The following is a 22,396-nucleotide window of genomic DNA, read 5'->3' on the forward strand; positions in this document are numbered from 1 at the left end:
ATAGGGTTCAAACATAATTTATATATGTATTATGTTTGAACCCTATATCTATTTATTTTTTACTAATATCATTTAAAATGTCTCGCAATTCTTCAATTTCTTTGTTATTTAATTCTTCATTTTTCGCAAAATTAAGCACTAAACTTTTCATATCCCCTCCATACAATTTATTAAGAAAGGTTTTAGCAGTTTTCATTTTAATATCATCTTCTTTAATAATTGATGAGTAAAAATAAATATTATTATATTTATATCGTTTTATAATCTCTTTTTTATATAGTCTTGTAATTAATGTTCTAATCGTCTTATCGCTAACTTCTTTATTTTTTTGAATCTCAACTACAATTTCATTAGCTGATACTGATTTTTTATTCCATATTATATTCATAACATCCCATTCAGCCATAGATATTTCAACTTGCTTATTGGCCATTTAAAACACCCATTTCTTTTAATATTTTTTCATTTATGAATTTAGCATTTTCACCAGAGGCTTTTTCATCTGATAAATGTGTAGAAAAATAATACTTATCATGATTTGTAATTACGTAACCTACAAACCACCCATTATTATATTTCCCGTTTACTATACCTGTACCTGTTTTCCCATACAATTCATAATTTTCATTTTTTCTAATCAATAACGAAGAAGATAATTGTTTCTTTTCATTTTTACTAAAATGGTTATTTTGTTCCATCATATTTTTTAAAACTATTACTTGTTCAAGATTAGATATTTTCAAACTATCTTCCAACCAATAGGCTTTATAACTTCCCAAATTTTTATTACCATAATTTAATTGCTTGAGTTGATCAGAAGTATAGTTCTTTGATAATTGATTACTAATACGTTCGAAGTACCAATTAACTGAGTTTTGTATTGCCGTATTTAAATCTTGATCCTTATTCCAAGAATCGAAAGGATAATGATTATGATTCCATGACATACGTGAATTTTTATCACTTATAATATGACGGTCAAGTCCAAACAGTGCTAAATAAATTTTGTAAGTTGAATCAGGAGAATATCTTTTTCTACTTTCTTTTTCATTATAAATATAGTATTTGTCTTTCTTCATGCTGTACATAACGAAAGATCCACTATTTGAACCAAAATTTTTACTTTCATCTAAAATTTGGTAATCGCTTTGTAAGGGCTTTTTATAATTATAATCAGTTAAGGATTGCCCCATTAAAAACTGGCTTTGAATTATCATGATAAAAAAAGTAAAAATACAAATAAAAATTAGAATTAATTTTGACTGCTTCTTCAGATTGCCTTCTTTTATATTAATTAATCTTCTTTTGAGTAATGATTTTTTACCATTAAATGAATGGCTTAATATATTTTTGTTGAAAAATGAGGTTTTTAATACGGAATCCATAATAGCTTCCGCATAAGACTTAAATTCATTTTTGTTAATATTATTAAGGACAAATCTATCGGCTTCTACTTCATTGTCATGAATCATCTTTCTTTTTACAATTTGTATTAGTGGATTATAACTCATAGCAATAGAAAAAATATGAAAGATAATTAAATGCAAAGTATCTCTGTTTTTAGCATGAGCATACTCGTGCAATATTATATATTTTAGTTTTTTGTCATTTATACTTTTAAAATATAAACTGGGAATCAAAATAATATATTTTCCATACCAAAAAGTTATTGGAGAATGAATAGATTCTGCTTTTCGAATCACAATATTTCTTTTATATTGATGATTGAAAAGTATCTTGTTTATTTTATCTTTTTCTTTTTCATTTAGATAAAGTGACTGTTTCTTTAAATACTTAAGATATAATAAAGAATTTAAAAATTTAAAACTTAAAATAATAACTAAAACTATCCAAATAACTGTGCAGATATTATCTATTGAATCCCAATTAAACTTATGGATGTCTGTTGTAAACTCATGAACAGGTTTAGTGGTATTTATGTTAGGATTCAAATTGTGTGAATTACTTTCAACTGTGGGCTCTTGATTATTCAAATTATTAAATTTAAAAAAAGAGAATTTAATAGGGATGAAAGGAATTAATCCTGCAAGAAGAGTTAGATACCAAACTTTATAATTTAACATATAATTAAAATAGCGTTTTAATATGTACCTAAAAAATAATAACAATAAAAATATAAAACAAAAGCTTACTATGCTCATTATTAATAACTTAGCCATTTCAACACCTTCTTTCAAATATTTATAATAAACTATTGACGCGAATATTACAATTGTAATATTATTGATTTATAGAAATTACAACCGTAATATTGGAGGGTATATTTTGAAAAAGTTAATACTTTTAATTGCAATTGCTTTAGTTTTAAGTGCATGTAATTCAACCAGTTCACATGCTAAAGAGTTAAATAATTTAGAAAAGAAATATAATGCTAATATTGGTGTCTATGCATTAGATACTAAAAGTGGTAAGGAAGTAAAATTTAATGCCGATAAGAGATTTGCCTATGCTTCAACTTCAAAAGCGATAAATAGTGCTATTTTGTTAGAACAAGTACCTTATAATAAGTTAAATAAAAAAGTACATATTAACAAAGATGATATAGTTGCTTATTCTCCTATTTTAGAAAAATATGTAGGAAAAGATATCACTTTAAAAGAACTTATTGAGGCTTCAATGAAGTATAGTGATAATACAGCAAACAATAAAATTATAAACGAAATCGGTGGAATCAAAAAAATTAAAAAACGTTTAAAAAAATTGGGAGATAAAGTAACAAATCCAGTTAGATATGAAATAGAATTAAATTACTATTCACCAAAGAGCAAAAAAGATACTTCAACGCCTGCTGCTTTCGGCAAGACTTTAAATAAACTTATCGCAAATGGAAAATTAAGCAAAAAAAATAAAAATTTCTTACTTGATTTAATGTTAAATAATAAAAACGGAGACACTTTAATTAAAGATGGTGTTCCAAAAGACTATAAGGTTGCTGATAAAAGTGGTCAAGCAATAACATATGCTTCTAGAAATGATGTAGCTTTTATTTATCCTAAGAACCAATCTGAACCTATTATTTTAGTCATTTTTACGAATAAAGACAATAAAAGTGATAAACCTAATGATAAATTGATAAGTGAAACCGCCAAGAATGTAATAAACAAATTTTAATAGTCTAAATGTACTACAAAAACTGATATAATTCTATCTTTCATAAAACTTCATAATATCGAAGAACATATATATTATTTATAATTATATATGTTCTATTTTTTTATGTTCACATTTTTTAAAAGAGAAAATACTATTAACATACCAAACATCATATTCCAGTTACTATAATTATAAATGCTCGATAATCTTACTCAACTTTTCCATATAGAAAATAACTTATTTTAAATTAATTAATTAATCACATTAAAAAATTATATAATCCTTGCCAAAAAAGAACATACGTTCTACAATGATGATGAGGTGGTAAACATGATTCCAAATCCTAATGCGCCAGATGAATATAAATATGAAACTGATTATAGAAAAATACCAAGAAAATATTTAAACCCTAAAATCCCTCAAGGGCGTGGAAAAATCAAATGGCAAGCTTTTGCGACTCTCCCGCAACAGTTTGAAATTTTAGAACAAATTATAAAGGATCAAAATAAAATAGAAAAACCATTGCTAACACATGATTCATTAGATAATTTAGATCAGATTTTTCAAATAAAAATTCAAAATGATGAGTTATGTACAATCTCATATTGGGAAGACGGTAACATTTCAAAATATACAGGAAAAATTTTAAAAAAGGATGAAATTAGTAATACATTTTCCTTTTCTGATACTAACAATAATATATATAATTTAAATAATGCTAACGTTTGTAGTATCACTTAACACTATTTAAACTTTTAAAAAGTTTAAATAGTGTTCTTATAATTACCTTTTTCGAAATACTTCTAGCAAAATCATTATAAGTATCATACTGATATTAAATATATTATTTTTATCACTGAAAAAAATTTCTACTACTTGGAAAATTGATAAAAGACTTATTATTAACAAAAGTTTATTTAATTTTTCGCTTCTTTCTTCTTCCTTATATGACTGCTCCAATTCAATTAGTAATAATTCTTCTTTGTTTAATTCTTCAATATATTGTGGAGATTTAAAATCATTATTATTCTTTAGATACAAATATAAATATAAACTAGGTAAAAGCTCTGTTCTATAAATAATTGCAATAGATCTCTTGAAATTTAGTATCCATTGTCTAAAATATAGGGCTTCTTTTTTTCCATTTAAATTATATTGTTGATACCCATACAATTGTAATTCATTTAACATAGTTTCTAAGAAAAAGAAATTAGCAGAACTATTGAAATAAAGTGCCATTTGAGAACATTTTTCTAAAACATCTCCTTCTTGCTCATCCATCCAAACTACAAAAACAGATGCTTTATTCAAGAAGTTTATATAATTATCGCTATAACCATCTTGCCTAAAATGTTTACTTTTTCCTTCAAATGAAAAAATAGGCGCATTTACTAACCACTCTTGAATCTTCACGTCCTCATAGAAAGGATCATCAGTAAATTCATTTTCATTAGCTAAATAATAAACTTCAAAACCCATATTTTTAGATACTTTATATTCAAAAATATCCTTACTATTAATTTTTATAATTCTATTAATTTGTCTAGAAACATCTCTAATATTTTTACAATGTCTATTACCATACAATTGATACTGTCTTTGTCTATTATTTTTTTCTTGATTAATTAGAGGATATATCTTATCTTTTACACATGAGAAAGTACTATACAAGTCGCTTCCAAAGTTTATACTCTCTAAGTCTTCAATGATTTCTATAACAAATGTACCATTGTTAAATATAGTTAAGGTTAAAAAAAATAAATTCAAAGTGTTCTCATGAGTAATTTCAATATGTGGAGTGAATATATATTTTTTATATTTGTATCCATGTATATTATTTTGATCAAACAATCCATCATTAATATTTGCATTAGTAGCAAATTTTTCTAAAAATTTTTCTAGTTTTTCGTGATATTCTTTTGTATGTCTTTTATATCTTCCAGGTAAAATCCAATAATCATAATTTACCGGGGGGTTGTCAGGAGATAAAATGCGTATAACTCCTTTTACATTCAATAGAATTTCCTCAATTTTTTCAAACCAAGGGTTCATGTTATTATCTTTTATATTTATAGCAGTAGCATATTGATATGTTACTTTATAGCCTTGTAATTTATTAATATCTTCTAGAATCTTTTCAATTTTATTGTCCATTATTTTAAATATCCTCATACAGCCTAGAATATAAAACGCTAATTTCTTCTTTCAACATTTTTTTCTCTTTTTCTAAAGAATTTACTTTTCTTTTTAAAGAGGAGATTAACGCATCTTTACCGTCATTTTTATTTTTATGAACAAATATTTCTCTGTTTTGTTCACGTAACTTCTCTATTTTCTTTCGAATTTTATTATTTTTATATAATGTAGCTTTCGAAACTTTTGAATGTTTAGAAACGATGTTAAAGTTAATTTCTTTATTTTTTTGAACTAAATCATTTATTGCTTTATCAACTTTTTTCTCGGTTTTAACTTTTCGTTCTGCATGCAACTGTTTTAATTGTTCTTGTCTATTAAATTTTTCCATCTTAACCTCTATACTTTTATTCTATTACTTCTCCCGAATATAATGTTTCCATCTTTTATATTACCTAGTATTTCTTCATATTTATTTAATATATTTATATGCTTTTCAACCATATCTTGTCTATTATTATTTTTAGCTAATTCTATAGATTTGACCGTTGATTTGATATGTAATTCATATTTTTCAACATCTAAATCAGAAAATCCAATAGCTAAATCCTTACATGGTTTCCCAGAATTACAAGTCAGGCATGGCGGAGCTTCCATGTATGGACAATCACCACTCAATCTAGCATGACAAGTGCCATAAGGATTGTCCATTGCGTTTAATTTATGTTCTTGCCATAAAGAATTCAATGCTTTTTCAGATAGTTCACTACTATGCTGTATATTTTTAATTTTACCGTCAACATCAAAACTAAAAGCTCCTTGATCAATAACTGATTCAAAAGCCTTTCTCTTTGTATCATCAAGTAACTTAGCATATCTTAGAGTCATTTCTGGTGAGGAGTGTGCTAATAATTCTTGTATCGTTAATATATCTGCTCCACCATTTAACAATTTTACTGCATAGGTATGTCTAAATTGATGAGTTTTGAAATGGAAGATTTCTCCTTGTTCATCAATAATATTTTTAGTCTTTGATAAATGATTTAAGTGTGCTCTGACCATATGTTGTGTAAAGGGCATTCCCTTTCTTTTTCCTTTATAAATAGCAAAAATATAATTATTAGGATTATTATCTTTTGTACTTTTACTTTTAGAATCGGCTATTAAAACTGCTATTATATCAGCTAATTTATTATCAATTGGTATTCTATGTCCTTTAACAAAAGTTTTAGCAATATCTGTGATTATTGAATACTTTCCATTAACTTTTGCAAGGCAATTATTTTGTAATGTCAATACATCAGAAATTCTTAATCCTGTTTTAAAAGCTATCCAAACTACAGGTATTAAATCTTTATGCAAATCATTTATATGCTCAAAAAGCTGTTCCAATACAAAATCTGGGATATAATCAATTTGGCTACTATTTTTCTTTTCGTGTTTAGGTAAGTCTTGAGGATAAATTAAAAATCGTATATCTTGGTACGGTGCTATAGCATAGTTTTGAGTTATAATATCGTTTAAGAACCTTCTAATTGTTTTTAATTCTTCTCTCACAAAATTCTTAGTACTTTGCAAATTTTTATTAGCTGCATATTCAAACAAAAATTCTATATATGCTTCGATATGACATCTATCTAGTTCATTTAAACTATTCCTTGTTTCTTTATTTTTAGATATATTTTGAAAAAACCTAGTTAAAACTCTTATATAAAACCTTGCTGTAGCAAATGCTATATCACCAGTTATCAAACGATTTTTTAAATATTTTTTTGCTAATTCTCGCATTTTAATTGACTCAATTTTTTCAAAGTTTAAATAATTGCCAGTTAGTGTTTTATTATAACTCAATCCATATTTTTCTAAATTTCTAATATCCCATTTATCTTTTTCCCATTCTTCTCGCTTATCAATGAACTTAATTAGATTAATGTACATATTCTTTAAAAAAGAAGCCAGTCCGCTTTTGTATTCATAATCACCAAAAACTATTGTTGATGATCTTCTTTTTATTGGTATATTATTTTCAGTCAGCCAATTAAACCAGTGCTTTTCTAATGTATTTATATCACAATCAAGTAAAGAATTTAAATTTGGATAAACTTCATTAAAGAACTTAGCAATCTTATTAAGCTTTACTGCTCCAGTATTAAATAAATTAGATAAGGACCAATCCTCTTTAACTATCAGTTTCAAAAAAAGGTATTTAAATTCTAAATTCAAATTTTTACTTTTAATCCTAAAGAAAACATTTTTTCTTTTGTCTCTATAGTTCTTGATACTATCTTGAAATTGCTTGAATTTGTTAAAAGCTGTAATGTGCCACTCATCATTTTTAAAAAAGTAATCATCATATATTTCAGTTATTAAAACCTCTCCTTTTATATTGATGGTTCTACTTTGTAATGTACATAATTCATTAATCATAGTACTGTTTGTAGGTAAATTAATTGGTATTGACATAGTCATTCCCCTTTATTAAAAACTTGAAATTGATGCTTTACTTTATTCCAATCTTCACGTATATCTTCTTCAGTGGGATGAACATATAAATTAATAGTCGTTTGTATATTACTATGACCAAGTCTTTCTTGAACTTGTTTTATATCCTTAGTTTCATTATAAAAAACAGTTGCATGTGTATGGCGAAATAAATGAGGATGAACATTTATAGATGTTTTATGTTTTAGCCTTTTAAATAATGAATATATATCACTATAATTCATAGCTTCTCCTACATTTCTCCCCTTTATTTTTACAAAAAGATAATCAGAACATATTGAAAGTTCGTCAATTATTTCGTAGACATAATCATCGTATAAATCAATTAACGATTGGGAAATAAATATTTTTCTTTCCCCAGTTTTCAAATAAGTACCATTATCATTAAATCTATTTTTCAAAACTATTTGATGGCCTTTTCTAAAGTCAAATTTAATATCATCAATACGTAATGATAATACCTCACCTATACGTAATCCGGTTTCATATAGTAATTGTATTAAGAATTTATCTCTAATATTATTAGCTTCCTCTAATAATTTCTTAACCTCCGCATTAGTTAACACTTCTATTTTTTTCTTTGGTTCTTTAACTTTCAAAATATTTTTCAACGTTCTATAGTCCTTATTTATGTGATGCATGAAACTTTTATATTTTTTAGAGTATTTACTTTCCATATGCATAAAATCATAGAAATTAACATCTAATTTTTTACTCCTATAGAGATAATCATAAAAATTAGATACTACAGTCATAGTCAGATTAATTGTCTTAGGACTAATGCTTTTTTCTTTTCGGTGATAAGAGAGGACATTCTCATATTCAAAAGGTGTTTTCATCCATCTTATAAAATCAACAAAGTTATCAAAACTAACTTCTTTATAGCATATCTTTTTACTTTCTAAGTAAACAAAAAAATTTTTTAGTGCATAGGCATAGGTTTTCTTGGTATTTAAACTTTTCTTAACACTATCCAGATACTTCAAATATCTTACTGCATCTACTATAGGTTCATTATTACCATCTAAAATCATAAAATTGGTACCATTCTTAGATTTTACTTCTACTATTTTCATAATAATCTCATTTCTAATTTTAATAGTATAAGTATACACTATTCAAATTCTTTTTACATCATACATATTAAACTTATTACACGTAATAAAAAAAGACTATTTAATATTTTTACTTTGTTCATTTTTTCTTAAAATATGATTCATTTTAAACAAAATAGTCTATATTCTTCAACATATATATAACCATTTGCGACAATGCCGGAACAATATCAACGGTTGAATGATTTTATTGAGGAACAGAATAAAATTGCCATGCCTTCTTTATCAGATGATCAATTTGAAATGATTAATCGTCAGCTGACTTACAAGTTCACACAGCATCAACTGGCGATGATTAGTTATTGGAGAAATGGTTATATTCAATCCATTGCAGCCTATATACGTCGGATTGATTCATTGAATCGATGCATCACCATTAGTAATGAGAATGGCTCACAAACAATGAAACTCGACTTTGCGGTTATTTGTAATGTGGAGTAAGTGTGGTACGCAATGAGTGATGCTTATCACTGAACCAGGTATTGCATTTTAGCTAAATTGAAATAAAGGGAGTAGAACCACATTCCTTTCGACTGTGTTGTTCCACTCCCAAATCTAAAGTTATTTACTTGTTGTAAAGCCTGCATAACTAATATCTACTTCTACAACTTTGCCTTCATTAAGTACGAATGATGCCGCTAAACCATTTTTATTAGGTTTGTATACGTAAATACCGCTACCTTTGGCATTTTTGTTACCTTTTACTTTTTTCAAATCTTTACCATATGCTTTTTTAAGTTGATTATACGTTAAATCACCTTTGACTATAAATTGTAACTTATTCGCTTTTTTACCGTCGCTCGTTACACCAGTAAATTTCTGATTATACTTCTCTTTAACTGTTGTACTGCTCGTTTTAGCAAGTTTAATACCGTTAAATTTAATGTTGTCATGCTTAATTGCGTTAATAAAGTTTTTATCTGTTAAGAATTTAGCATCTTTATCAACGTAACCATTATAAGCGTAATAATACCCTTTCGTTTGAGTTGCTGCATGGGCAGTATCTTGTACTGGTAGTACTGCGCTACTCACTCCTAAAAGTGTTCCAAATGCTAATGTTGTTGAGGCAATAGTTTTAACTACTTTATTCATGTTAGTCCTTCTTTCTATATTAGAATTACACTTCACTTATATTATCGCACAATACATACAAACATTCACTGTACTTAAGACCTATTTATCAAAAATTTTAGTAAACAAAATTTAATATTATAAAGTTGTGTTAATACTATCTATTTTATGAAGTTTTATTATAATAAGATAAAGAAATGAATTAAGGACGGAGGACACACTTTGAAAAAAGTATTGGCAGGTATCGTCATTTTATTACTTATTGTTGCTTTAGGCTTTTCAATATTTTTTGCAGCAACTGGTACTAAACATTCAAATTCGAGCGATGACCATAAAACTGAAAAACATGATAAAAAAGACAAAAAAGATAAAACAAGTGAAACACAAACTGAATCACAATCTAATGCGTCTGATAATGGAGAAAATGCACAATCAGAGCCAGCGTCAAACAATAATGTAAATACTCAACAAAATGATTCGACACAACCAAATAACTCTGCAACACAATCATCTAAAACAAAAGAAAACAGTTCTAGACAAAATAGTTCAGAAAGTGCTACTTCAGAGAAAAAGACGAAAGAAACACCAACAACACAACAACCAAGTACACAACCATCGACACAACAACCGGCAACCTCTCAACCGAACACTCAGAACAAAACAACAACTCAAAGTAGTTCAACACAAAGTTCAAGTAGTTCAGCTCAGGGTAGCAGTCAAAATAATAAAGACAATTAAAACAACCGCCTAATGAGTAGTCTTATAACTATCTATTAGGCGGTCTAGTTTAATTATTCCCTATCTTCTAAAGAAGTTACTTCAACAATTTCTGTTTTTTTGACTAGTTCTCCATTAATGTTAGAAAAACCTATAACTAGACATTCTCCTTTATTTAATGATGATAAATCTTGTTCCATTTTTCTTTTTTCGTCATTATTTTTATTCTTACTAATAAAGGCGATTTGATCTTCCGGTGGAGCAAAGTGAACTTGCTCAGCGGCATTAAATAGTGCCGAAATATCTCCTCCGTTATTTTTTATAGAGCTGATAGACTGTGTAGCAAGCCATGAAGACCATCCGAATTTTCTACCCTCTTTTAAAATTTTAGTTGTAGGAGAACTTTCTTTATGATTCAAGTTCTGCATTTCATCTAATAAAACAGGGATAGGAACATTTTTACTTCCTTCTCGTTCGGTAAAATTATATAAATCCCATAGTAAGAATTCAGTTATCACTTTTTGAATACTTGCAACAAAACCTTTTAATTGCATAATAGTTACTTTACCTTCATTATTGAATATTTCTTTCCAAGTAAACTCATTGTTGTTATATGCAAACGGATCTTTATCTAATAATTTGTCAATTCTTCCAACTAAAGTATTAGCATTAGTAGTTTCTTGATCAATCAATCTTTGTTTTAATTTAGTGAAAGTAAAGTTTTCGCCATATATATCTAAACCACTTTTGATAGATTCTTTTAATAAACTACTTTGTTGGATACCAAGTTTAAATACGAAATCTATAATTTGAACTACTCTATCTGCTATATCATCATTTTCTTCTGGCACGGTAAAACCACCTAAGTCTATTTCATTTCTTTTAAAAGGATTTATCGGAAGCTTATCTCTAAAAATAAATTTAGTATTGAGATTATTTCCTAGTTTTCGTGTAAATTCCTCTTCTAATTGGTTGTTTAAGAAACCATCCGTGTAATCAACTACTAAACTATCAAGTTTATTTTTAGCCATTTCATATAGAAGACATTGCATAAAGTAAGTTTTACCTTGTCCAGATTTGCCGCTAATTAATATATGGCGATTAGGTAATTGTTTATGACCATACTCCCAATACACTTTTTCAGTACTACCTTTTGCATTTCCTAATAAAATTCTCACATTTTCTAAATCGTGATTTTCTTCAGTTCTTTCTATTTCCTCAATAACAGGAGGTTTATCTTCCCAATCATTAGTAGGAGGAATTTCCTCTTTATTCGAATCATTGTTCACTTTATTTTCATCTTCAAGAGTGGAAGTTGGCACATCACTATTTTCATTAGTTAGATTATAATTTGTATGGGAAACTAGTAAATTTGCTAAATCAATCCCTCTTTGATTGTTTAATATTTCATGTTTAACAGTTTCATAGTCCTTTTCTGCGTCATTATACGCATCTAGTTCAGTTAAATGTAATTCATATACATTTTTCTCGCTGTCTTTAATTAATTTTCTGAAACTATTTTCTTGATTAAATAATACTGCTATTCCTATACCATACTCATCTTTTATCTTAGTAGAGAAAGTAATGTTACCGTTTAAAATTTCTGCTCTTTTCTCATAAATGTAGTGCATCTTTTCATCCACAATTACACCATTTTCAATAAATTTATTTAAATTACCAAAATATAAATTCAAGAAAAATTGTCTATAAAAATCTTGAGTTAAAACTTGAGAAGATGGAGTAATCAATTCTTTTTCCAGTACTTTAAACAAATGACTTATTTGTACTTTAGCTTTTTCAATCACATTAGTGTGATTAATACCGACTTTTACTTCAACTGGCATAAAATGGACATTTGCATTTTCTTCTTCCAATTCTAAGCCTATAAATAACAAGTCATCTGAAATAGAGCCACTATGATTAAGTTCCTTAGCCGAGAAAACATCTGAACTTGCATCCAGACCTTGTTGTCTACTCACTCGAAGTACTTCTTCCATAGAAATTGGAATCCAAGTTATTTTTTCATGGGCTAATATTGACAACACTTGTTTATATGCTGAAATAATACTTAATTTTTCTCTAATAGAATGATCTCCGTAATTTGATTTAGACCCTCTATTTCCTATAACTGATAAAAGCCATTCACCATTAAGGATATTGAAAGATCGGATAATATTATCAATATTTTGTGGAGTATAATCTACGTTAACTTTATTTAAAAATTCTTTAAGAATATTACTATATTGTTCTGTATCATTTGTTACAGTAATTGATTCATAATTAAACGATGAAGTTTGATCATTATAATGAATAACATACAAATCATAATCATTACTATTGAAATAAGATAAATCAACTGAAGGATCTATAAATGTTACCCAATTCGTATCGTTAAAAACACCATCAAGGTTTTGATTTTCAATACTAATAACATTATTAACGATTCCTTCATCCTTCTTATATGGATTTAATCGATAATTTTTATTATTAGAAACAAAACTATTCCACAATAATGCACTATAAATTAAATCGTTATTCTCTGATATACCTCTCGTACCAAATCCAGATAAATATGAATTACCTATTTTAGTATAGCTAATATTTGATAATAGACCTTTACTAGTAACAGAAGAGTAAATTTCTTTAAGATTACTCACACTAAACTTAGGTTCTTGATTAAAATTAAAAAACGTAATATGATAAATATTTTCTTCTTGCTTATTAACAAATATATTTATTTTAGATTTTATTGTTTCCAATATATCTTCTTCGTTAAATTTCTTTTTAATATTACTAGGAATTTTTATATTATATGCTTCTAATAATTCATCGCTGTCTTTAATGTTATATAAAGCATATATATTATCAATAATTTCAATAGCATCCATATATACATTTACTGGATTTAAATAATGAATTGATTTTATATCTTTCATTTGATCTAAAAGGTGTTCAATAGTTCCTTTAATAACTGTCTTATAATCTTTAACATCAATGTACCTTACTTTAAGTGCATAGTTCCTATTAATATCAAATAAATATTTAAAGTGTTGTTTATAGTTGTTCAAACGTGTTTTAATAATAAACTGCATTTTTTCTGAGCTCATTTTATTTGTAGTCTCAAAAGGTTTATATGTAATCCATCTGGCTCCACTTTCAGTATAGTTAGCGAAATAATAATTAGACTCTACATCTACAAAATATGGTAATAAGCCAATAGGATTATATTTTCTGAAAACTTTTTCACTTATTTCATCATCATTAAAACGTTCAGTTTTATTTAATTCATATCTTAATATTAGTGGATGTAATGAGGTGAAATATATATTATTATCATCGGTCACAGTACCTAATTCATGTACATTTAATATTTCTTTTTCAGTGATTTTTTCATTATCAGTTAAATTTTTCAATACTTCTTCTATAGTTTCACAATAATTAGAAACAGCTCTACTAATGTCCTCATCATAATACATTAAACTAGGAACTGTTTTTTTCTGAATTATTACCTCACACAATTGCTTATATGCTTTTTCTACTAAAGGTGGTAAACTTTTTGTTTCGCCAACTAGCTGGTTATCTTTAATAACTCCATTAGTAAAGTTGTTTTCAATCATTGATTTTTCAATTTGCGTTATGATTTTAAAATCATTAAATAGATAATATTCATTTGTATCTTGAATAGCTATATTATCTTTAACAATCATAGATTCTTTTTTCTCAAAAACTTTTTTTATTAAATTAGAACTTGAAACTGGAACCGGTTTATTTACAAATTCACTTAATCTAACTATATACTCAATATCATTGATTTTTAAATTAATATAAATATTATCAATATCAGCATTAACTAATGGACTGAAGTCTAAGTTTGAAATTTCATTCAAATCGTAAGTTTCTCCATTTTCAAACACTTTACTTAGATTATTATTTTCATCATTAATTGATAGTAAATTTTCGACATTATCTAAGATAAATTCAACCTTTTTCTTTTGAACATTATATTTCAACTTATACTTAGTTTTAAGATTTTCAATATTGGAACTATTAAAATTCACTAACAAAATCCTAAATTTAAAAGTTAAAGAAGTTGAATTATTATGTTTATATGTAAAATCAATAAAGTACTCATTTTCGTCTTTAATTTCACTAAGATCAATGACTAATTTACCTTTAGATTTAGATTTAAATTGTACTTTTGACGTCTCTTTTTTAGATAGGTTATATATTTTCGCTCTATTAGTATTAATAAAAGATGGATTAATGTCATCATGTTTGTCAAAAGGTAAGATTATAGTTTCTAAGTTTGAGAATTCTTTAAAGATAATTATATTTTTTTCTCTTGATTTAACCTTAGTTGTCCCAGAATTTTTATTCCATACTTCAATATTATTAAATTGATGATAAAATCCTTCATCATTAAACTCTATTTTCACCCTTTTTTCATTATCAACCGTCTCTTTACTTTTTCTAATTGGCTCGAATTCCGCTTCATACCAATTATCTTTTACTAATTTAGGAGGGGCACTGACACCGAATTTTTCTTCAATATCTTCTTTAATATTTCCTCTATCATGTATAACTGAAACAGTCTCAAATAAATCACTATTTTCAATAAGCCTATTTTTTATATCTTTTGTTGAATTTGAAAAACTCTTTAATTGTTTATCTTCAAAAAGCTCCAATTTTAAATAATCTTCTTTTTTAATTTCACCTTGTTGAATAATACTAAATACAGATTCAAAGTCTAGCAAAGTATATTTAACAAGTTCATCTGAGAATTTTCTTTCTATTACAAATTTTAAAATTTCGCTTTCATGTTTCTCTAAACTATGATTCTCCTTATTAACTATTTTATCTAAGTTTTGCTTTAGAGAATTAGTATGGAATGGTGCTCCTTTTTTAGATAAATCTAATGAGCCGCCTGTTATACTATCTAAGTCCTCTTTCATCAAGAAAATAACTACTGAATTTTCCCATTCTCCTTTTTGCAAAGATACTTTATTTCTTATAGTCACTAAAAAATCATTGGTAACGCCATCGTGCGCGAAAACAAAGATTACTTTTTTATCGTTTATCATATAATAAATAGTTTCAAAGCTGAATTCATTTGATCTGAAGCTGTTAACTTTCTTATCCTTTGAATTTTCAATTGCTGTTTTTAAGCTACTTATTTCATCGTCATTATTTAATATCAAAAAGAACCTATCCCCTGCGTTTAAAGAAGTGCTATTTAAATAAGCTCTTAATTCTTTATCTAAAAAATTATAAAACTGGTTTGACATACTTTACCTCCCCACTATCACTTTTCTTATCAAGAATATTCATTTTCTCGTAGAAATTAACTACATCTTCTTTTGTATATCGATCAAAAAAGACTCCTCGTTTTTCAAACTCTACAAAAACTTCTTTAATTAATTTCTTTTCATCCTTAACAATTATTGAAGTTAATAATATTAATAAGTCGTTCCTGATTGTCAATGTTTTCCCTAAACTACCACGACTTTTTAGAAAATATAAGTCTCCAATTTCGTCTATTGATTTTGAATATCGCGAACTAGTAGCAGCATCTAAATCAGTGTATAACCATTTTTTGAAGACCTTTAAATTCTCCATGAAATCATCTGATATTTCGTCTTCCTTAGACAATTTTTCTTTATAAATCCTCATCATTTTAGATAATTCATAGTTTATATTTTTTATCATATTATTATCAAAATTCAGTATCTCTGTTAATGAATAAAATTTATCGTCATTTTTTATATCCTTAATTATAATATTTAAATACCCTGTTAAATTGTCATTTGTTAAAGTATATTTTTTTCTCTCTTTAATATAATTAAATCCTTTTTTGTATGTAATCCTAGATGAGGATAACTTTTCACTATCTAATGTGAAATACAATGGCTCTAACTCTACTCCATTTTTAATTTTATTTAAATTATCAATATTGATAACTGTCTGTGTAATATACTGAAAATAATAAAAAGCAAAGAATTTATCTAAATTTTTTAAAGCAAAATCTTTATATTTCAATAAAAAATCTAAGTCTTCTTTTCGAGTAGTAAATAAATCATCTGGTAATGTGACAAAACTATTTTTTATTTCTTTAGTACCAATTTTTTTTATTGAATCAAAAAACATTTTTTCCATTAAATTATGAGATTTGGTTGTACTAATAAAGTTTTTCCAAGTTAAATTATTATTTAAATCAAAAGCTTTACTTATATATAAAGCTATATTGATTTCTCCTTTTTTATCAGAACCTTCACTTAATGGTTGAAAATTAAGTATCCTAGGATGATTAATTGAAGATATCTTATCAAAATCAAAGAGTCTTTTTAATAACATGTTTTTTTCATTTTCATCAAGATGTCCTACACTCTCCACATTTTCATAAATATTGCTGATATCATAGTCTTCATGATTATATTCAATTTTTAAACCTAAACTGTATCTAGCCATAGCCCCAATAATCGGCATGAATCCATTTTTAAATTTTGCTCTTTCGTTTTGTCGAGTAAAAAAAGGAAGTATATTATAATCAAAGCTTCTGTTATATTTAGGAGAACCTTCATCTAATTTTAAATGTTTTATTAATGCATTAGTACCGTTAAAATCCATTAGTCAACCTCCTCAAGTTGATAACCTAGAAAACCATCATGAATTATATATGTCTCGTTACTAGAAGGTAACTTAATAATTGTATTTTCATTGGATTCAAGATTATTTATTATACTATCTACAAATTCAGTAAACACTATTGCTTCAATTTTATCTTTTTCTTTAACAACGTAACCAGCTTCTATTTTTTCCAATAAATTAAATAGATTATAGTCCATTTCAATTTCAGCTATATATTCTTGAACCTTAAGTTGAACTATTAAATTATTTTTTTCATTTACACTCACTAAATGGACCTTAGGTTTAAACTCTAAACCAATTTGAATGCTTGTCTCAGGTTTTAGACTTTCATTGTATATATAATTTTTCTTAGGAGAACCTTTCCATCTATAAATTGCTAATATTACTTTATTTAAAATATCTTTTTTCAAAGCATTATCTGTATTTAAATCACTTATCATATTTATAAAACTTATAAAAGTAGTAGGTTCATATTCTGTATAGTCGAACAAATAGTGTAACCTTACTATCATTTCAAATCGTCGTTTATGATCTAAACCATCCAACAAATATAAATAACTCATCACCTTTTTATAATTATCTTCTCCAAAAAGTTGTTCGCACTTTGCTTGCAAATCGAGAGTATTAAATAATTCAATATTAAGTTTATCTAATTTAGCACTTTGGAATAGCACTGGATCTTGAAAGTGCATTGAAGTTAATAACGAAGATTTACCGTTACTATTAAATAGCATGTTAACTAAAAATGAATCATTACTTCTTTGATTTATTTCTGGGACTATAATGTCATATAAAAAATTTAGTAATGCTCTAGTCGAGATGATTCTTTTATTTACTATTTGTGTTTTAATAATTAAATATTTGATAGTAGTTTGAACATTTTTATCTAACATTAATAAATAATTTTGATAAATCGGTTCTTTTCTATTAAAACCATCATCTTCAATAAAAGCTTTGTAAAAAGGATTACCCATATCTTCAGAAAAAATCTTATTAAAAATTGCATCATAAAATTCACTTTTAACTTCACTTTGTTCAATATCAAATACTTTTTCATTTAAAAATGAAACTATTGAAATATTATCTAATCCAAAGTACAAATTGTTCATACCTTTATTTGAAAAAATATTACTTTGCTCAATAGTTTTTATAATTTCTAAGTTTATGTTATTCGCTCTCAAGTATTCGTTTAAATTATTGAGCATACCAACATTAATAGCTATTACTATCTTATTTATCTCATTTTTTTCAAACTGTGTTAATTTTTCTACCAGGGTTTCAATTGCTGTTTTATAAGGATTATTGCTTTCAGTAGCGTCATTATATATAAATACATCTTTAAATAATTCAGGTTGATATTTATTTAAATATGATAGTAAATGTGACTTCCCATCACCTACAGACCCAACTAAAAAAATAATTCCTCTATCTTTACTTTTTAAATTCAACAAAGATTCTTTTAATTCATTTTCAATTTTTCTATGTACATGTAGATATTCATTAAATTTATTAAATTCTTCAGTATTAACTATTGATTCTCTTGAAGAGGTGCTTAAGTTATTCATCAAATCAATAAGATTGCTACTGGTAATATTACTTTGTTTTTCAATATAACTTTTCAAATGTTTTAAATACTCGTTTAACTTGATATAGCTATTTTCATCCCCATATTGTTGAACTTCTTTTAATTGATTTTTTATATTCCTTAATAGCTCATAAGTAGTATTGTCGACAAGTTGTTGTGTTCGTAGTTTAAATATATGAGAATTAAAAACATTAATATTGACTTTTTCTAGATTATAAATATCAAATGAGATATCTATCATTTTTAAGGTTTTAAAAAAATTATCTTTAATTATATTTTTTATCTCCATATTATCCCCCCTAAGATTTTTGCATCACTATCATGATACCTAATAATATTACAAAAATATATAATTCAAACTATTTTTTTAGTTTAAAATATTTATAACAATTATTTTTTTAGTTTCTCTCCACTTTTAAAAAATCATTTTTATAAAAAAATAGTTCTAGCATGATAACTTCACACTAAAACTATCTTTTATACTTCTTATTAAATTAATTCAATTTTCTTATACACTTAGTTAAACAGATAATAAAATAACTTATTCAAGACCCTTTTTATTTTAGAGATACTATAGCCTATTCAGTAACTTTACTTTCATCTACACGTTTAGAAATTTTACGCATTACTGGATCTAACACTGGTTTGACTAAGATACCTAGAATAAAGAATCCTAATCCGAATAGTGCTAGGATAAGCATTTTTGTGATTAATATTTCCGGTACAATGCCACCTACTGTTTCACGTAATGAATCTATCACATACGTGAACGGTAAATATGGTGAAATAGTTTGGAAGAATTTAGGTGCCGTAACGACTGGGAAAGTACCCCCACCACCGGCAATTTGTAATACTAACAAAATAATTGCGATTGCTTTACCTGGGTTACCAAGTAATGATACGCATGTATACACTATTGTGTTAAAGACAATCGCACCACATAATGCAACTAAGATAAATAGTATCGGTGATTCAACTTGTGCTTTCAAAATCACTAAGTCCCCAATGGTTACAATCAGTGTTTGAATGATCCCCATCATGATAAAGAATGCACCTTTACCTAAATAAATTTGACGTTTCGTCAATTCGTCTCTCAATGATTCATGTTTATTATCTACAGACAATAAACTTACTAATAGTAAGGCACCTACCCATATAGATAATGAGGTATAGAATGGTGTCATACCTGAACCATAATCTTTAACTGGGAAGACATCCACTTGTTTTTTATGAATTGGGTTGGCGATTACATCAGCTTGTTTCTTCAAGTCATTCTTCAACGCATCAATGACTTTATCCACTGCATCGTCTTCGTCTAATTTCTTGAAGATTTTATTTGCTTTGTCTAAATCTTTTTCAATATCAGGCAAACGATTTTCAGAGAAATTCGCTAAGTTAGCTAATGCCTCTTTCGCGCGTGGTTGATTTTGATTTAATAAATCAACTGCATTGTCATACTTATTAAACAATGTCGGTAAATTCGCATTTACAGTTGCTGTCGCATTAGCAAGTTGTTGCTCTAACTCAGGTAAATCATTACGAACAAAGTCTGCTGCATTCGCTACGTCTGCTTTTACAGTCGGGAAGTAGTTCTGTGCCGTTTGCATCGCATTAATATATGTTTGTTCTAAAGCCGGCAATTCGCTTTGAATATTAGCAATGCGATTTTGCCCATCCGCTACAATATCTTGACCCGCAATGATAACACGATTAATTGTATTTAATTTAGATTGAACGTCTGATAGCGTATTCTGACCTTTATTTAATTCTTGCGTAATTTGATTAGATACGACTAACAAACGATTGTTTAAGTCATTTTTAATAAAGTCACGGTAGTTACCTAACGCTTTATTTAAATCTGGTAATGAACGTAATACATTAACCGCTTCTGCTTTTCCTGAACTGCCATTTTTCAAGGCATCAATAAGTTGATTCGTTGAACGCAATGTATCACTGATGCGATTATTTGCACTTTCTACTTGTTTAATTTGTGATGATAAATCGACATGTTCTCTTTTTTCTAATTCCTTTAATACGTCGATCAGTTGTTGGTTATTTTTCGAGCTGTTTTCAAGACGTGTTTTTAAATTTCGTAACATCTCATTAAATTCAGTTGGTCGATTAGAACCGATGACGCCATAAGATATCGTTTTCAAGGCATTGATGTCTGACTGTGTCGCTTTCGCTTGAGTATCAGAATGACTAGAAAGTGTGAGTAACGCTTCTGCAAGCGCACTATTCATCGACTTCACGTCTTTGTCTGACACAATTTGATTATCGTTGACAGTGTCTTGGCTACTATCCGTACTCAACTTCTGAATATCATAGTGCGGCAATCCCGATGTACTTTGTTGACGCAAGCTGTTATTAGCTTGATTATTTACCTCTTGTGCACGATTGGCCGCTTCTTGGTAATCACCTACACGTTGCTGCGCAGCTGTAAGATATCCTTGTGCATCGTTCAGACGTGAATGTGCTAAATCAAGCCCTTCACTAGCAATATCTACACCTCTATTAATTTTAGGGAACTGTGCTGGTATATCATTAGAAGCTACATTTAGCAATTTCTCAATATTTGGCATATATTCATTAAGTGCTAAGATGAGTTTTGCTTTTTCGTTTAATGACGGTATGGCCGCATTCACATCATTCAGTTTTTGTTGTGCATCTAAAACATCACCTTTATAATTACCTAGCGCACGGAATTGATTAGCATATTTATCAAGCTCATCTTGATGATCATTCAAATATTCAATACGATCTGCAATTTTATTAATTTCTGGTAATGAATTATGTGCTGCATAAACTGCATTTTTAATCTTATTAATTGTAGGCACTTCATCTTCCAGTTGAATACCTACTTTATTCGCTTCTTGTAGTAACGCTTTCGTTACTGTCTCATTGAATTGTTTGTTTGCTTCGTCAACAATGACCGTTGAACCTGTATCTGTCATTTTCGGTGCAACCGCATTAATTTTCTGATTAACTTTATATTCAATATCTGCTTTTTGCGGTTTCTTTCTCAATGTCCCAGTAATTTGATGTGAGAATTCTTTCGGTATGTATATGCCGGCATAGTATTTCCCCATTTTGATTTCATGGTCTGCCTTTTCCCGGCTAACGAATTGCCAATCAAATTTATCATTCTTTTTAAGATTGTTCTCAAGCGTATTACCCACGTTAATGTTCTTACCACGAACTTTGTCGCCTCGGTCCTCGTTCACAACAGCGACTTTGATATGACCTGTATGACTATATGGATCCCACATGGCCCATAAGTTAAACCACGCATAAAAAGATGGTAATATTGCCAGACCAGCTAATATGATCCAAACTGCTGGTGTCTTAGCCACACGTTTCAAGTCCGTTTTAAATAGTTTTAGTGCGTTTTTCATTTTCACACTCCTAAAAATGAAATATTAAGATTTTATTTCAAAATGATTTTAAGCATTGTTTTTTTCTTTATAGAGTTAGTATAATACTTTTATTGAGTAAAGTAGAAATTAGTTGATAG

General features: G+C 27.3%; 15 protein-coding genes. 4 read left to right on the forward strand and 11 right to left on the reverse strand.

Translation table 11 applies throughout. From position 1 onward, the window contains the following. Positions 1-52: 52 nt before the first annotated feature. Positions 53-433: a penicillinase repressor BlaI gene (gene blaI / locus KA828_RS08085; protein WP_001284658.1), complete on the reverse strand. Its 381-nt coding sequence runs from the start codon at positions 431-433 to the stop codon at positions 53-55. Next, on the reverse strand, positions 423-2,180 hold the full coding sequence (blaR1, locus tag KA828_RS08090) for a beta-lactam sensor/signal transducer BlaR1 (RefSeq protein ID WP_001096367.1): 1,758 nt from the start codon (positions 2,178-2,180) through the stop codon (positions 423-425). Before blaR1 ends, blaI begins: the two co-directional genes overlap by 11 nt. Positions 2,181-2,286: 106 nt before the next feature. On the opposite strand from blaR1, the gene blaZ reads away from it, so the two are divergent. Both blaZ and KA828_RS08100 read left to right on the forward strand, forming a co-directional pair. After that, entirely contained in the window at positions 2,287-3,132 is an 846-nt protein-coding gene (gene blaZ, locus KA828_RS08095) for a penicillin-hydrolyzing class A beta-lactamase BlaZ (RefSeq protein ID WP_000733621.1), read from the forward strand. Positions 3,133-3,444: 312 nt separating this feature from the next. Next, the gene (locus KA828_RS08100; RefSeq protein ID WP_000612779.1) at positions 3,445-3,855 is read left to right on the forward strand and encodes a YolD-like family protein; all 411 of its coding nucleotides are present in this window, start codon (positions 3,445-3,447) and stop codon (positions 3,853-3,855) included. Between the two features lie 42 nt (positions 3,856-3,897). On the opposite strand, the gene KA828_RS08105 is transcribed toward KA828_RS08100, so the two are convergent. From KA828_RS08105 to KA828_RS08120, 4 genes are read right to left on the reverse strand one after another with little or no spacing between them, the layout of a single operon-like run. Beyond that, positions 3,898-5,268, reverse strand: a complete 1,371-nt coding sequence (locus KA828_RS08105; protein WP_000368920.1) for a hypothetical protein — start codon at positions 5,266-5,268, stop codon at positions 3,898-3,900. A gap of 4 nt (positions 5,269-5,272) precedes the next feature. Further along, positions 5,273-5,638, reverse strand: a complete 366-nt coding sequence (locus KA828_RS08110; protein ID WP_000410574.1) for a DUF6262 family protein — start codon at positions 5,636-5,638, stop codon at positions 5,273-5,275. 8 nt (positions 5,639-5,646) lie between these two features. Continuing rightward, a complete protein-coding gene (locus tag KA828_RS08115; RefSeq protein WP_000026851.1) occupies positions 5,647-7,710 on the reverse strand; it encodes a tyrosine-type recombinase/integrase in 2,064 nt (687 codons plus the stop codon). A gap of 2 nt (positions 7,711-7,712) precedes the next feature. Continuing rightward, positions 7,713-8,825, reverse strand: coding sequence for a tyrosine-type recombinase/integrase (locus KA828_RS08120; protein WP_000706213.1), 1,113 nt, complete (start codon positions 8,823-8,825; stop codon positions 7,713-7,715). 195 nt (positions 8,826-9,020) lie between these two features. Here KA828_RS08120 and KA828_RS08125 point away from each other — a divergent pair, with 195 nt between their 5' ends. Next, the gene (locus KA828_RS08125) at positions 9,021-9,305 is read left to right on the forward strand and encodes a YolD-like family protein (protein ID WP_245336072.1); all 285 of its coding nucleotides are present in this window, start codon (positions 9,021-9,023) and stop codon (positions 9,303-9,305) included. A 120-nt stretch (positions 9,306-9,425) separates the two neighbouring features. On the opposite strand, the gene isaB is transcribed toward KA828_RS08125, so the two are convergent. Beyond that, positions 9,426-9,956: an immunodominant staphylococcal antigen IsaB family protein gene (gene isaB, locus KA828_RS08130; RefSeq protein ID WP_210126007.1), complete on the reverse strand. Its 531-nt coding sequence runs from the start codon at positions 9,954-9,956 to the stop codon at positions 9,426-9,428. Positions 9,957-10,157: 201 nt separating this feature from the next. On the opposite strand from isaB, the gene KA828_RS08135 reads away from it, so the two are divergent. Beyond that, entirely contained in the window at positions 10,158-10,673 is a 516-nt protein-coding gene (locus KA828_RS08135) for a RodZ family helix-turn-helix domain-containing protein (RefSeq protein ID WP_210126008.1), read from the forward strand. A gap of 53 nt (positions 10,674-10,726) precedes the next feature. Here the strand turns inward: KA828_RS08135 and KA828_RS08140 are convergent, their stop codons facing one another. The 4 genes from KA828_RS08140 to KA828_RS08155 all read right to left on the reverse strand — a co-directional run bounded on the left by KA828_RS08140 (position 10,727) and on the right by KA828_RS08155 (position 22,277). Further along, entirely contained in the window at positions 10,727-15,937 is a 5,211-nt protein-coding gene (locus KA828_RS08140) for a DUF87 domain-containing protein (protein WP_210126009.1), read from the reverse strand. After that, positions 15,918-17,276 carry a DNA phosphorothioation-dependent restriction protein DptG gene (gene dptG, locus KA828_RS08145; protein ID WP_210126010.1) on the reverse strand — a complete coding sequence of 453 codons (1,359 nt, stop codon included), beginning with the start codon at positions 17,274-17,276 and terminating at the stop codon, positions 15,918-15,920. The genes KA828_RS08140 and dptG overlap by 20 nt, the downstream gene beginning before the upstream one ends. Further along, complete coding sequence (dptF, locus tag KA828_RS08150) at positions 17,276-19,171, reverse strand: DNA phosphorothioation-dependent restriction protein DptF (protein ID WP_210126011.1); 1,896 nt, start codon at positions 19,169-19,171, stop codon at positions 17,276-17,278. Before dptF ends, dptG begins: the two co-directional genes overlap by 1 nt. 289 nt (positions 19,172-19,460) lie before the next feature. Further along, positions 19,461-22,277: a YhgE/Pip domain-containing protein gene (locus tag KA828_RS08155; RefSeq protein WP_210126012.1), complete on the reverse strand. Its 2,817-nt coding sequence runs from the start codon at positions 22,275-22,277 to the stop codon at positions 19,461-19,463. Positions 22,278-22,396 lie beyond the last annotated feature (119 nt).

The organism is Staphylococcus sp. GDY8P85P (assembly GCF_017892405.1).
Classification (GTDB): Bacteria; Bacillota; Bacilli; order Staphylococcales; family Staphylococcaceae; genus Staphylococcus; species Staphylococcus borealis.